15 protein-coding genes, 1 tRNA gene and 2 pseudogenes are annotated in these 12,057 nt (G+C 55.2%); 10 read left to right on the top strand and 8 right to left on the bottom strand.

Annotated features, from left to right (window positions below; all coding sequences use genetic code 11):
- The first annotated feature begins 185 nt into the window (after window positions 1-185).
- The 4 genes from EZJ17_RS06325 to EZJ17_RS06310 all read left to right on the top strand — a co-directional run bounded on the left by EZJ17_RS06325 (window position 186) and on the right by EZJ17_RS06310 (window position 3,620).
- Entirely contained in the window at window positions 186-443 is a 258-nt protein-coding gene (locus EZJ17_RS06325) for a SemiSWEET family transporter (RefSeq protein ID WP_067438277.1), read from the top strand.
- A 119-nt stretch (window positions 444-562) separates the two neighbouring features.
- A complete protein-coding gene (locus EZJ17_RS06320; protein WP_067444987.1) occupies window positions 563-1,090 on the top strand; it encodes a methylated-DNA--[protein]-cysteine S-methyltransferase in 528 nt (175 codons plus the stop codon).
- A 530-nt stretch (window positions 1,091-1,620) separates the two neighbouring features.
- Window positions 1,621-2,625 (top strand): BtrH-related acyltransferase DarH, encoded by a 1,005-nt coding sequence (gene darH / locus EZJ17_RS06315; protein WP_067438286.1) that lies wholly within the window; start codon window positions 1,621-1,623, stop codon window positions 2,623-2,625.
- Window positions 2,626-2,777: 152 nt separating this feature from the next.
- On the top strand, window positions 2,778-3,620 hold the full coding sequence (locus tag EZJ17_RS06310; protein ID WP_067438288.1) for a mechanosensitive ion channel family protein: 843 nt from the start codon (window positions 2,778-2,780) through the stop codon (window positions 3,618-3,620).
- A gap of 211 nt (window positions 3,621-3,831) precedes the next feature.
- On the opposite strand, the gene EZJ17_RS06305 is transcribed toward EZJ17_RS06310, so the two are convergent.
- The 3 genes from EZJ17_RS06305 to EZJ17_RS06295 form a co-directional block, all read right to left on the bottom strand.
- Window positions 3,832-4,674 (bottom strand): DNA adenine methylase, encoded by an 843-nt coding sequence (locus EZJ17_RS06305; RefSeq protein WP_240746202.1) that lies wholly within the window; start codon window positions 4,672-4,674, stop codon window positions 3,832-3,834.
- Window positions 4,613-4,795, bottom strand: a complete 183-nt coding sequence (locus tag EZJ17_RS06300) for a Com family DNA-binding transcriptional regulator (RefSeq protein WP_082886393.1) — start codon at window positions 4,793-4,795, stop codon at window positions 4,613-4,615. The genes EZJ17_RS06305 and EZJ17_RS06300 overlap by 62 nt, the downstream gene beginning before the upstream one ends.
- 166 nt (window positions 4,796-4,961) lie before the next feature.
- A complete protein-coding gene (locus EZJ17_RS06295; RefSeq protein WP_197478848.1) occupies window positions 4,962-5,231 on the bottom strand; it encodes a hypothetical protein in 270 nt (89 codons plus the stop codon).
- Between the two features lie 50 nt (window positions 5,232-5,281).
- Between EZJ17_RS06295 and EZJ17_RS06290 the strand changes: the two are divergent.
- The 5 genes and pseudogenes from EZJ17_RS06290 to EZJ17_RS06270 all read left to right on the top strand — a co-directional run.
- A pseudogene (locus EZJ17_RS06290) lies at window positions 5,282-5,617 on the top strand (N-acetylmuramoyl-L-alanine amidase); the annotation flags it as partial.
- A complete protein-coding gene (locus tag EZJ17_RS06285) occupies window positions 5,614-5,793 on the top strand; it encodes a hypothetical protein (protein ID WP_067438294.1) in 180 nt (59 codons plus the stop codon). The pseudogene EZJ17_RS06290 and the gene EZJ17_RS06285, both read left to right, overlap by 4 nt.
- Before the next feature lie 113 nt (window positions 5,794-5,906).
- A complete protein-coding gene (locus EZJ17_RS06280; protein ID WP_067439639.1) occupies window positions 5,907-6,812 on the top strand; it encodes a phage head morphogenesis protein in 906 nt (301 codons plus the stop codon).
- A 2-nt stretch (window positions 6,813-6,814) separates the two neighbouring features.
- Window positions 6,815-7,300 carry a phage virion morphogenesis protein gene (locus tag EZJ17_RS06275; protein ID WP_067444980.1) on the top strand — a complete coding sequence of 162 codons (486 nt, stop codon included), beginning with the start codon at window positions 6,815-6,817 and terminating at the stop codon, window positions 7,298-7,300.
- A 150-nt stretch (window positions 7,301-7,450) separates the two neighbouring features.
- A complete protein-coding gene (locus EZJ17_RS06270) occupies window positions 7,451-8,080 on the top strand; it encodes a DUF421 domain-containing protein (protein WP_067438300.1) in 630 nt (209 codons plus the stop codon).
- 59 nt (window positions 8,081-8,139) lie between these two features.
- Here EZJ17_RS06270 and EZJ17_RS06265 read toward each other — a convergent pair.
- The 5 genes and pseudogenes from EZJ17_RS06265 to EZJ17_RS06245 all read right to left on the bottom strand — a co-directional run.
- Window positions 8,140-8,466, bottom strand: a pseudogene (locus EZJ17_RS06265) (hypothetical protein); the annotation flags it as partial.
- A gap of 93 nt (window positions 8,467-8,559) precedes the next feature.
- Window positions 8,560-9,006 carry a GatB/YqeY domain-containing protein gene (locus EZJ17_RS06260; RefSeq protein WP_067438306.1) on the bottom strand — a complete coding sequence of 149 codons (447 nt, stop codon included), beginning with the start codon at window positions 9,004-9,006 and terminating at the stop codon, window positions 8,560-8,562.
- A gap of 122 nt (window positions 9,007-9,128) precedes the next feature.
- Window positions 9,129-9,629: an aminodeoxychorismate/anthranilate synthase component II gene (locus EZJ17_RS06255; RefSeq protein ID WP_067438309.1), complete on the bottom strand. Its 501-nt coding sequence runs from the start codon at window positions 9,627-9,629 to the stop codon at window positions 9,129-9,131.
- 79 nt (window positions 9,630-9,708) lie between these two features.
- Window positions 9,709-10,887, bottom strand: coding sequence for an NYN domain-containing protein (locus EZJ17_RS06250; protein WP_067438312.1), 1,179 nt, complete (start codon window positions 10,885-10,887; stop codon window positions 9,709-9,711).
- A 58-nt stretch (window positions 10,888-10,945) separates the two neighbouring features.
- Window positions 10,946-11,245 (bottom strand): hypothetical protein, encoded by a 300-nt coding sequence (locus EZJ17_RS06245; RefSeq protein WP_205748058.1) that lies wholly within the window; start codon window positions 11,243-11,245, stop codon window positions 10,946-10,948.
- Between the two features lie 275 nt (window positions 11,246-11,520).
- Here EZJ17_RS06245 and EZJ17_RS06240 point away from each other — a divergent pair.
- Window positions 11,521-11,605, top strand: a tRNA-Leu gene (locus tag EZJ17_RS06240).
- The last annotated feature ends 452 nt before the right edge of the window (window positions 11,606-12,057 follow it).

Here is a 12,057-nt window from a genome sequence, read left to right as displayed (position 1 = left end):
TGTAGGGCTACCTGAAACCATCGTGAAAGAACAAGTTAAGTTTTGTAGTGCGCCTTGTAGGTAGAGGGAAATGGAGTTTTATAATTGCGCGCTTTCAGGTAGCCTGCATAGGAAGGCTACCTGAAACCGGGAAGCCGGCGCATACCGGCATGAAACGTCTGACTCACTGTTAAGAGGTAAAAATAATGACTGAAAAACAAATCAAAATTTTAGGCATCGTGGCCAGCATCATGGCTGTGGGCATGTATGTGGCCTACATTCCGCAGATTGCCGACAACCTGGCCGGGCATAAAGGCAATCCGGTGCAGCCCCTCGTGGCTTTTGTGAACTGCACGTTGTGGACTGGCTACGGCCTGTTTAAAAAGCCGCGCGACTGGCCGATTGTGGTGGCCAACGTGCCGGGCATCTTTTTGGGTTTGGCAGCCTGTTTTACCGCGCTGTAAACCTTTTAACTTCGCAGCAGCCACGCTTTCAGGTAGCCTTTTGCCGACACGGCAGGCTACCTGAAAACATTGCAGAGTTTCTGTTCAGCGAACACTTATCTAAACCCAACCACAAGCCCATGCTCTATCTGCACGCCTTCCCCTCGCCCTTGGGCAATATCCTTGCCGCCGCCAGCGAACGCGGCCTGTGCTTGCTCGAATTTGCCGGCAGTCAGCGTATCGACGATGAATTGCGCGATCTTCAGCGCCTGCTCGGCTGCCAAACCAAGCAAGGCGAAAACGAACACACCCACCTAGTGCAAACCCAGCTGGGCGAATATTTCCAAGGCGCGCGCCGCGAGTTTAGCGTGCCGTTGCACGCCCCCAGCAGCCCGTTTCAGCGGCGGGTGTGGAACGTGCTGCAAACCATCCCCTACGGCGGAACCACTCATTATCAGGCGCTGGCCGAACAGCTCGGCAACCCTGCCGCCGTGCGCGCCGTGGCCGCCGCCAACGGCGCCAACCGCCTCTCCATCCTCATTCCCTGCCACCGCGTCATTGGCAAAGACGGCAGCCTCACCGGCTACGGCGGCGGCCTGCAGCGCAAACAATGGCTGCTCGACCACGAACAGGGCAGGCATCAGGTGCAGCCTGATTGGCTGGGCTAATAGACAGAGGCGTTTCAGGTAGCCTGCCCGTGCATTAAAGACTACCTGAAAGAGTGAACCCGGTGGATCTATGCCGACATTTGTAGTTTCGAACCTTTTAGCTTTTCAGGTAGCCTTTTACTATGTGCAATTTGTTCACCTTTGCGCATCATGCCGGCGCGGGCACTTCCTTTTCTTTGCTTCGCCAAAGAAAAGGAAGCAAAAGAAAGGCGACTGCGGGCACAGGTTTGGCTTCGCCAAACCTCCCTCACTCCACGCGGTTTTTCGGGCTGGCTCGCAACTTGCGGCTTCGCCGCTTCGAACATGCAAGCCCTTGTTCCCCGAAAAACCGCGCTCCGCTCGGCTGTGCCAGCAGACGGGTGGCAAGACCGATAGGTTTAAGGGAGAGTTAACTGTATTTATCTTGTTAGATGTTCAAGGCTACCTGAAGCAGTAGGTTTTATCCCGTCTGCCGTAATATAGGCTACCTGAAATTCCATCCGCCCCATTTTTCACGTATCATCTGCCTCCCCGTAACCACCGCCACCGCCATGACCACTTTCACCCACCAACACACCGCCCACTGCGAAAGCGGCGTGATGTCCGCCCTCCTCACCCACCACGGCTGCGCCATGAACGAAGCGATGGTATTCGGGCTAGCTCATGCGCTCACCTTTGTGTATCTGCCCGTGGTCAAACTCAACGGTATGCCCCTGATTTCCTACCGCATCGCCCCGCGCGGCATCATCAAAAACGTTTGCCGCGCCCTCGGTGTGAAGCTCGATATGCGCAAATTCGCCCAAGCCGAGCGTGGTGCGGCTGCGCTGGATGAGGCGCTTTTGCGCGGGCAGATTGCCGGTTTGCAAACCTCCGTGTATTGGCTGCCTTTTTTCCCGCCTGAAATGCGCTTTCATTTCAACGCCCACAATCTTTTGGTGTATGGCCGCGAAGGCGGGGATTATTTAATTAGCGACCCCGTGTTTGAAACGCCCCAGCGCTGCGCCGCCGCCGATTTGCAGCGCGCCCGCTTTGCCAAAGGCGCCCTGGCCGGCAAAGGCTTGATGTACACGCTCGACACCGCCAGCCTGCCGCAAAAGCAGCAGCTGGCCGAACGCCTGCCAGCCCTGCTGTATGCCGCCATCCGCAAAAACGCCAAACAAATGCTCGCCCCCGTGTTTTTCGTGGGCGTGCGCGGCATCCGCACCGTGGCCAAGAAAATCGAACGCCTGCCGCAAGAGCCGGAAAAATACCAAAAGCTGTGGCTCGGTCATCTCGTTCGCATGCAGGAAGAAATCGGCACCGGCGGCGCCGGCTTCCGCTATCTTTACGCCTATTTTTTAGAGCAGGCCGCCGATGCCTGCGCCAACCCCGCCTTGCAAACCGCCTCGCAGGAAATGACCGCCATCGGCGACCAATGGCGGCAGCTGGCCAGCCAGTGCGTGAAACAATGCCGCCGCCCGAGCGAACAAGGCTGCGCCCAAATCGCCGCCTTCCTGCGCGAAATTGCGGATAGGGAAGAAAAACTGTGGCGCGGCTTGCTGCATATTGCGAAATAAGATAGAGGGCAAGATGAAAGGCTACCTGAAACTTCAGGTAGCCTTTGCAGACTGTTTTATCAAACGCTGAATGGTTCACTCTAAACTATCGCTTTGGTTTTCAGATTTCCTTGTTTAGAATTCTCTTTTTTAACCACACACAGATAAAAATCATGGATTTGGATATTCAACAACTCTCTTCAAATTCCGGCTGGGAACGGCTTATCGAAGTCGGCATGGCATTTGGCACCAATTTGGTTGCTGCGCTGGCGATTTTCCTTATTGGTAAATGGATAGCTGCCCGCCTCGTTATTTTGATGAAGGGCACTTTGATACGTGCCAAAGTGGATAAGACGCTGGTCAGCTTTCTCGGTAATGTGGCTAATATTGGTTTGTTAATCCTCATTATTATTGCTGCACTGGGCAAGCTGGGCATTCCCACTACATCAGTTACCGCTTTAATTGGCGGTGCTGGCTTGGCAGTCGCCCTGTCGCTGAAAGACCAACTGTCGAACTTCGCCGCCGGCGCGCTGATTATCCTGTTCCGCCCGTTCAAAGTGGGCGATTTCATTAGGGTGAACGGTTTTGAAGGTACCGTGAGCGAAATCAAAATGGTGCAGACCGCGCTGAGTACACCGGATAACGAAGAAGTTATTTTGCCAAACAGCGTGGTGATGAGTAACAGCATTGTAAACCGTTCTTCCAACCCGTTGTGCCGCGTGCAGGTGGTGGTGGGTGTGGATTACGCTTGCGATTTGAAAGCCGCCAAAGCCGCCGTATTGAAAGCCGCCACAGAGCATCCCCTGTGTGTGCAGACCAAAGACAGGCAGGCCGTGGCATACATCACCAACCTGGGCGACAGCGCCATCGAAATCACATTGTGGGCGTGGACGAACGAAGCCGATTTGGGCGCATTCCGCTTCGGCCTGAACGAGCAGGTGGTGGAAAACCTGCGCGCCGCCAATATCAATATTCCTTTCCCGCAGCGGGATGTCCATATTATTTCTCAGGGCTGATTAGAAGTATAAAAATTTAATCGTTGATAGCTGAGGCCTGCCCTAACGCCGGGCAAGCTGCCTCAGCCATATCGCACGATACCGTTTTATGAGGTACATGAAGCCGCGCGCGATAAATATCCCCACTTCGGCGCGATAAATCAGTCCTGATATTATTGCACCCTGTGCAACAACGTTACAAATCCCACCTTACTTGGTGGGATTTTTTACATCAAGCTGACTTCGCCTGCTCCGTGGTGATGGGGTAGTTGGCAATCAACAGCTCGTCAGCCTCGGTAGTAATCTCCTTATTGATGCTGTAGCGCAGGCTGACCTCTTTAAACTGGAAGCCGGTGAAAATCTCCCTAATGGGAGGTACGTCGTTAATCGACAGCAGGAAGCGCCCTTTGATGTGGCGTAGCTGCTCGGCCAGCCGTTCGAAGTCAGCCTTAGCAAAGATGCCTTTGCCGTACATCGTCTCACAGTCCCAATACGGCGGGTCGATGTAAAAGAAGGTGCCGGGTTTGTCGTAGCGGGCGATGAAGTCATCGTAGTTGAGCCGCTCCAGCATCACACCCTGCAGGCGGCGGTGGCTGTGTTGCAGCTCCTCGGCCAACCGGTCGGCGCGGAATTTGGGCGGGCGGGTGCTGGTGGCAGCGCAGCAGAACTCGGCTACCTTACCGCCGAAACCCATGCGGTGCAGATAGAGGAAGCGCACCGCACGCTGGATGTCGGTCAGGGTGGAGGGATTGCAATGCTGCAGCCGGCAATACTCATCGCGGCTGGGCAACAGGTATTCGGCCTGCCGCAGCAGCTCGGGCAGGTGGTTTTGAACACACCTATATAGGTTGATGACATCGGCGTTGATGTCGTTGATGGCCTCCACTTTGGATGGCGGCTTTTTGAACAGCACCCATGCCGCACCGCCGAACACTTCGGCGTAGCAGGTGTGGTCTGACGGGATTAACGGAATGATGGTACCGGCCAGGCGGTATTTGCCGCCCAGCCAGCCCCTAAGCGGACTGATGGGATGGGTGTTGCCCATGATGCTTGTTCCTTGAAGTTTGGCGCTCACGGGCACTCCGGGTTGTTAAAGAACCAAATTGGTTGACCGCTTTGCAGCGCGGGCATTTGATTTCCAATTGCCCCTCGCCTTTGGCCAACAGCTTATTGCAGTTTTTGCAACGATATTGCATTTTTGCAGCTCCCACATTACCAGTATGTTAGAATCCGCCCGCCTCTAGAGGTGGCGGCCTTGGGTCATGCAGGCTATCTCTGCGTGGCTGGCGCGGTTTGGTGGGCAAACACCGGCCGCGCCGCCGTCCTACTTATTGCGTATACCCGCCCCTGTGGCGGGTATTTTTATGCCTCCTCCTTATATAGGGCGGGTACGATAACAGCGAGGTCGTTGGGCGACCAGCGCCAGCTTTCAGGCAGCCTCAACGCGGTGGCGCACCACTCGGAGCAAAACCAGCGGCGGCGGTTTTGCGGCAGCCCGAAGGCGATACCCAATGCGCCCATCAGGTCGTAGCCCTGCCCCTCGGTGGACGTCCACACCCTCTGCAGCTGCTCGTGTACCTCAGGGACGGAGGGCAGCGGGATCAAGTCCCATTTAGCCGCTGGCAGCGGCATCACTTTGCAGCGCACGCCTTTATCGCGGATGGAAGCGGAGTAGCAGGTATAAAGGCAGCCGCCTGGCCGTCGAGTTCTACACCAATGCGGCACTCAATAAAACCGCGACAGGCATCGAAGCCTTATCTACCCCAAAAAACAAAGCCGCCTGCCAGCGCCTGTGCCGTGCTGTGGAACAGGCCACAGGCTGGAAGCTGCGCGGCGAAGACGGCTACAAGCCCGACAATGCCGGCCAACACAGTCGTCTGGCCTACGCCCAAGCCGGCGGCATCATCCTCGAACCGTTCTTTATCTCCAATGATGGCGACCTTGTTAAATGGAAACAAACCAAATGGAGCATCTGCCGAGCCATCGCTAACGCTATTGCCGAAGAGGTCAAAGCATGAAAGAGAAAAAAACATTGGTGGCGCTGGCACTGTCTGCCGTATTGCCGAGCCTGACCCATTCCGCACCCCGGCTGGAATATTCGGTCGGCGCGGGGAGCTACCTGCTTAGCGGCCGCCGCAGCGGTGTGGCTGCCGCCAGACGCGCCGCCAAACGGCGCAGAAAGGCTGGAAGATGAATAGCCTTAAAAACTGGCTGGCCGGCGCGTTTACCAACCCGTCCAGCGGCCAAGCCAGCCATACCAAGGTATGGGCCAACGTGGCCTACGCCGTGATGACTTACAAATTTGTCATGGCACCCGAACCGGTGGAGTGGATGTGGTGGAGCTACGGCTGCATTGTGGGCGGCTATCTGCAGCAGAAGGGCATCAACGTATCGTGGGACTGGCAGGACATGTTGGATGATGCGCACGTCACCGCCTTCACCGTGGCCAAAACCGTCCGCATGGATGTAGTCGGCGATATCTATGCCGCCGTGGTCAAAGCCGCCGAAAGCGGGCAGACCTTGGAGCAGTTCAGCGAGCAGCTGACGCCGATATTGCAGGCCAAAGGCTGGTGGGGCAGGCAGGACGTGCCGCACCCGGACACCGGCGAAATCCAAACCGTGCGACTGGGCAGCCCGCACCGCCTGAAAACCATCTACCTGACCAATATGCAGTCGGCCTATATGGCCGGGCGTTATGCCGAGATGATGGATGCGATAGATACCCACCCTTACTGGGAATACGTGGCAGTCAACGACGAGCGCACCCGCGAGACCCACCGCCTGCTGCACGGCAGCGTTTATGCCGCCGACGACCCGGTGTGGGACAGCCTGTATCCGCCCTTGGACTACCGCTGCCGCTGCCGGGTTCGACCCTTATCACGCAGCCGTGGGGCAGACCGGGTAAAACCCAGCCCGCAGCTGGAAACCCAAACCGTGGACATTGGTGTCAACCAATATACCGGCGAAGAACGCCATGCCCGGCGCACCGGCATCCGCATTAACGGCAAATTCGTCGCCCCCAATGCCGGCTTCAATGCCAACCAAGGCAAAGCCATGCTCTCGCGCATGGCTTCGGTGGCGGTGGATAAGGCGCAGGCCGCCCATCCTGATATTGCCCGTGTGGCGCTGCGGCAGATGATGGGCAACGAGCGTTTCAAATCCTCGCTCAATGCCGCCCAGCTGGCTTGGGTGCTTCAACTGTTGAGAGGATAATGATGCTGGAAATCAGCTTGGACGACAGCGACCTGCAACGCGGACTGGGGCAGTTACTACATAACGCCCGCCACCCGCGCCCGATGATGCGAGCCATTGCCGCCGAACTGCTCAGTATTACGGAAGACAACTTCGAATCCGAAAGCTGGGGCGGCAAAAAAGGGCCGGACAATGCGCGCGGCGGCAAAATCCTGCAAAAAAGCGGGCAGTTTGCCGCCAACATCCACACCGCCTCCGGCAGCAACTTCGCCCGCATCGGTACCAACAAACCCTACGCCGCCATCCACCAGTTCGGCGGCACGGTCAAAGCCAAAAACAAACCCTATCTTGTATTCAAAGTCGGCGACGGCTTCCGCAGGGTCAAACAGGTCAACATCCCGGCACGCCCCTACCTGCCGATGAGCAAAGGCGGTACACTTCAGGCCGGTGCCGAATCCCGCCTGCTGGATGTCGCCCTCGATGCTTTGGCACGGGGTGTCCGAAAATAAAAAGCGGGCAAATCCGCCCGCTCCGTTTTGTTGCACCCAGTGCAACGTTGTTACAAATTTCCCATCCCCCTTCATCCATCCTCATCCAACTTAATCCCATTTATCTCACAGACCCCTTATATTTATCTCACTGGGTTTCAGGTACACCATATGTTTTATGTCATCGTTGCAATCAAACTTATCCTGGGCCTGTTGGCCCTGGTGCTGGTTATTAACCTGACCGGTAAGGGCAATCTTGCGCCAGCTTCGGCCAGCGACCAAGTGCAAAACTATGTGCTTGGCGGGATTGTGGGTGGTGTTATCTACAACACCGATATTTCCATCCCCGTATTTATGTTGATTTTGGCCATTTGGTTTGCAGCGGTTTTATCGCTGCGCTGGTTGAAAAAACATAACAATTTGGTTAAGAGATTAGTGGACGGGCGGCCTGCGATGTTGATTTCCCGCGGCAAAATCGATGTGGACGCGGTGCGTAAAGTAGGCATATCGGCCAATGATTTGTCCTTTAAGCTGCGTATGCAGGGCATTTATACGATAAAAGATGTTAAGCAAGCCATTCTTGAACAGGACGGGCAACTCATCGTCACCTCTTTTGGCGAAGAAAACCCGAAATATCCGCTGATTACTGATGGCAATGTCCAGCCTACTACGCTGGAAATGATTGATAAAGATGAAGAGTGGTTGCGGTCTGAATTGAAAGAGCAAGGGATAGAAGATATTAGCACGGTATTTCTTGCGGAATACGATAGCGGTAAGATTACCGTTACGGGGTATGAGTAGGTGTAGGCTGACGTTTTGCCCTGTACTCAATCAGAAAGGCTACCTGAAACTTATCTGCATTATTTCGCCTGTTGTGCAGCCAGTTTTTGCGAGAAGGCGGCCACTTCTTCGCGTTTGGCGCGGGCTTTGCTGCTGTCGATGGCTTTGCGAGCTATATCCACGCCTTCGTCGAGCTCATCGCTGCCGTGCACCACGAGGGCGTGTTTGCTGCCGAGCTGCTGGAACACGTGGGAGAGGATGCCTACCAAATCAATGTGAAACACGCCGATGAGCTGGCTAGCAGCTCCAGCGAGGTTGGTGAGCGAGCCCAACACGTTGAACACGGTGCGTATGCCCAATGTGCGGCGCACGGGGACAACGTATTTCATGCTGTTGTGGTAGTTGGGGCATAGGGGTTTCTTTGCGGGAAAAGATAAGGCTACCTGAGAGCGCAGCCTAAAATTTGTCGGCATCTTTGTTCGGGTAGCCTTTGGCATTTGCTATTTCTGCAAGGCGGTTTTGAGCAGGCGGCTTACATCGCTCATATCGGCCTGGCCGGCGAGGCGTTTTTTCAGCACGCCCATGGCTTTGCCCATGTCGGCCATGCCGGATGCGCCGGTTTGGGCAATGGCTTCGGCCACGGCGCTTTGGATTTCGGCTTCGGACAGCATCTCGGGCAGGTAGCGCTGGAGGATGGCCACTTCGGCCAGCTCTTTGTCGGCCAGGTCTTGTCGGCCGGCTTCGTGGTAGATGGCGGCGCTTTCTTTGCGCTGCTTAATCATTTTGCTGAGCATGGCGGTGATTTTGGCATCGTCGGCTTCGGCGCGCTCGTCCACTTCGTAGCGTTTGATTTCGGCATTGGCCAAGCGGATGGTGGAGAGAGTGAGCGTGTCTTTGGCACGCATGGCGGTTTTCATGTCTTCGGTGAGGCGGGTTTTCAGGCTCATGGTGTTCTCCTTTTTGTTTGAGGTTTGAATTTTGGGGTTCAGGTAGCCTTTGGTTTTGCTACGAAGCGAGCCAACGCGGGAGCGGAAGTTAGGCTCACTGGCTATTTGCGGCCGCGTGCTCTTTAGATGAAGTTAGCCAGCATATCGTGGCCGTGTTCGGTGAGCAGGGCTTCGAGGTGGAATTGTACGCCTTCTACGGTGTGTTGTTTATGGAGCACGTCCATGATTTTACCGTCTGCCGCCCAGACGGTGATGTTGAGGCATTTGGGCAGACCGGCGAGTATGCCGTTGTTGGTGTGATGCACAGGCGATACTTTGCCGTGCATCAGCTCTTGCGCACGCACGATGCGGCCGCCGAAGGCTTCGCCGATGGCTTGGTGGCCGAGGCACACGCCCAAAATGGGAATCTGCCCGGCAAAGCGGCGCAGAGGAGGCACGGAAATGCCGGCTTCTTTGGGCGAGCAGGGGTCGGGGCCGATCACGAGGTATTGAGGCCGGAGTTCGGCAATTTCGTCCAGCGCTATGTCGTCGTTGCGGCGCACACTGATTTCCTGGCCGAACTCGGCGAAGTATTGGATGATGCTGTAGATGAAAGAGTCGCAATTATATATAAATAACAGCATGATATGGTTTATTTATGAGGCTACCTGGATTGGCTTGACAGCAATCGGTTTTGTTTGTTTCAGGTAGCCTTTTGCTTGGCTAGGCTTGTTCGTTTTTCACGATAAAGGCTTTGTTGATGCGGATGCGTTCGCCGCGACCGGCTTTTTTGATTTCCACCCAGTCGCTGTAGATGGAGTGGATGAGGTCGCGGCCGTTGGCGCAGCCGTATTGGATGGGATCGATGGCGGCGGGAAGCTGTTTGACTACGTCGCCCAGCCGCGCCCAGCCATCGGGGTCGGCGGTGGCTTGGATAGCCTGCTGCACGGCGGGAATGAGCTTGGTGAAGGAAGGTTTGGCGGCTTTGGACGAACTGGCTTCGGCTTTGGCGGACTGGGGTTTGCGTTTGGCGGGTTTGCTTTCGGTGGGCTGGTCGCTTTGCTGGCGCGGCTCGTTTGGGTTGGGGCGGGCTTCGCTTCGTTCATTCTGGCTTTGCCGTGCTTCGTGTTGCTCGTTTTGATTTTCAGGTAGCCTTTCGGGGCGGGATTCGGTTTTGCGGCGCACTTGGAGCTGGTTGTTGTCGGTGCGGTGTTCGAAGATGTCGAAGGATTTGATGAGGTCGGAGAGTTTGCCGTAGCCGTAGAGGCGGGAGTCGAAATCGGGGTTGATTTTATTGATGTAGCTGCCGATGGGGCCGAGGTTGGCCCAGCCGAGGTCGTCGGCGTTTTCGCGTACGGCACGTTTGAGCAGGGGCAGGGCGTCGGGTGTGTTGTTGCTTTCTTCGGCGGCGGGGGCGGGGGCTTTGCCGTTGCCGCGCTCTTTGTTGGCGCGCTGTTTTTCGGGCAGGAAGATTTCGGTGTAGATAAATTTGTCGCAGGCTTTGCGGAAGGCGGTGGGGGTTTTCTTTTCGCCGAATCCGTATACGGTGAGCCCGCTTTCGCGCAGGCGGCTGGCGAGGCGGGTGAAGTCGGAATCGCTGGATACGATGCAGAAACCGTCGAAATTGCCGCTGTAGAGCAAATCCATGGCGTCAATCACTAAGGCCATGTCGGTGGCGTTTTTGCCTTTGGTGTAGGCAAATTGCTGCACGGGGATGATGGCGTGTGGCAGGAGGGCGGCTTTCCATTTGGAGAGACCGTGGCTCCAGTCGCCATAAATGCGTTTCACGCTGGCGATGCCGTATTTGGCGATTTCTTCGAGCAGGCGGTCGATGATGTCGGCGGGGGCGTTGTCGGCGTCGATGAGGACGGCAAGGCGGGCTTGTTGGTCGTTTTTCTGCATGGTGTTTGGTTTCTGGGTTGGGGCTACCTGAAAAATGGTTTTCAGGTAGCCTTTGGTATTAAGATTGCTGGTTTAACAGGGTTTTGAGGTCTTCCACCAGATGGGTGGCGGTTTGACTGACGGCTCCCATCACCACGGAGCAGCCGTTGCGGTAGGTGGAGGTGGATTCGCCGCCGATAGGGTCTTGGCTGATGTCTGTGCCGTGAAACCGGCTGGCAACAGCAGAGGTGGCAGAGGCCAAAGATGCCGACACTTCAGGCACGGCAGGTGGTTTGGATGGGCAACCGTCCAATAGCAGGAGGGCTGCGGATAAGGAGTATTGGTATGCATATGCGGCGATTATATATAGTGGATTCACTTTAAACCAGTACTGCGTTGGCTCGCTATGCTAGCTGCACTCTGCGGCTTGTTAACTTGTCCTGATTTAAAGCCAATCTGCTATAATTAAGTACAAACTAGAACTCCACCATCGCACAAAATGAGGTTTTGTCCAGCCAAAAGGCAGCACGGCGGAGTAGGGCTGTGGTTTTATTGCCATTGAAAACACGGTTTTAAACGGCAAAACGGCGGATGTGCAGGTAAAAAACTTTACAAACGTGGAAAAATGCCTATAATGCCGTTTCCTCATCACCTGCCCAGGTGGCGAAATTGGTAGACGCAGGGGACTCAAAATCCCCCGCCGCAAGGTGTGTCGGTTCGAGTCCGACCCTGGGCACCACAAACCGCTTTTCAGCGGTTATTTTTTTTATCTTCCCGTACCCACTAAAAACTGCAAAGTAATTTAAATTCAATCGATTGATTTGTTTTGATTTTAACTTCCATCTTTACAAATCTTCCCTTGTTTTCCAAAAGCCACATCAATCAGTTGGTGCTTTTGTAGGTGCATGGTTAAGATAACTGGCAAAAGCACCAACATCCTAGTATGGCAAATTGAGAGAAAGTATGACTAAAATAAACGGTTATTCTGCCAATAAGGGAAATGTTATGTTATTAAGTGATCACAAGATTAAAAGCCTCAAACCCGGTAAGAAAAAACAGACCTTGGCCGACGGTAGAGGGCTATCATTTGTCGTTGCTCCTAGCTCCTATTTTCCGAGGCAGCACACGGTATTTTGTCTACAATTACCGCTATCACGGTAAAGCACAGAGGCGATTGTGGGAGGCCTACGG

This window comes from Eikenella exigua (assembly GCF_008805035.1).
GTDB classification, from domain to species: Bacteria; Pseudomonadota; Gammaproteobacteria; order Burkholderiales; family Neisseriaceae; genus Eikenella; species Eikenella exigua.
The sequence above is the reverse complement of the archived record's forward strand: the minus strand, read 5'-3'. Positions and strand labels throughout refer to the sequence as shown.

Coding starts and splice junctions, on each gene's coding strand:
- EZJ17_RS06325 (WP_067438277.1), top strand. CDS start 186: ATGACTGAAAAACAAATCAAAATTTTAGGCATCGTGGCCAGCATCATG.
- EZJ17_RS06320 (WP_067444987.1), top strand. CDS start 563: ATGCTCTATCTGCACGCCTTCCCCTCGCCCTTGGGCAATATCCTTGCC.
- darH (WP_067438286.1), top strand. CDS start 1,621: ATGACCACTTTCACCCACCAACACACCGCCCACTGCGAAAGCGGCGTG.
- EZJ17_RS06310 (WP_067438288.1), top strand. CDS start 2,778: ATGGATTTGGATATTCAACAACTCTCTTCAAATTCCGGCTGGGAACGG.
- EZJ17_RS06300 (WP_082886393.1), bottom strand. CDS start 4,795: ATGCAATATCGTTGCAAAAACTGCAATAAGCTGTTGGCCAAAGGCGAG.
- EZJ17_RS06295 (WP_197478848.1), bottom strand. CDS start 5,231: ATGCCGCTGCCAGCGGCTAAATGGGACTTGATCCCGCTGCCCTCCGTC.
- EZJ17_RS06285 (WP_067438294.1), top strand. CDS start 5,614: ATGAAAGAGAAAAAAACATTGGTGGCGCTGGCACTGTCTGCCGTATTG.
- EZJ17_RS06280 (WP_067439639.1), top strand. CDS start 5,907: ATGGCACCCGAACCGGTGGAGTGGATGTGGTGGAGCTACGGCTGCATT.
- EZJ17_RS06275 (WP_067444980.1), top strand. CDS start 6,815: ATGCTGGAAATCAGCTTGGACGACAGCGACCTGCAACGCGGACTGGGG.
- EZJ17_RS06270 (WP_067438300.1), top strand. CDS start 7,451: ATGTTTTATGTCATCGTTGCAATCAAACTTATCCTGGGCCTGTTGGCC.
- EZJ17_RS06260 (WP_067438306.1), bottom strand. CDS start 9,006: ATGAGCCTGAAAACCCGCCTCACCGAAGACATGAAAACCGCCATGCGT.
- EZJ17_RS06255 (WP_067438309.1), bottom strand. CDS start 9,629: ATGCTGTTATTTATATATAATTGCGACTCTTTCATCTACAGCATCATC.
- EZJ17_RS06250 (WP_067438312.1), bottom strand. CDS start 10,887: ATGCAGAAAAACGACCAACAAGCCCGCCTTGCCGTCCTCATCGACGCC.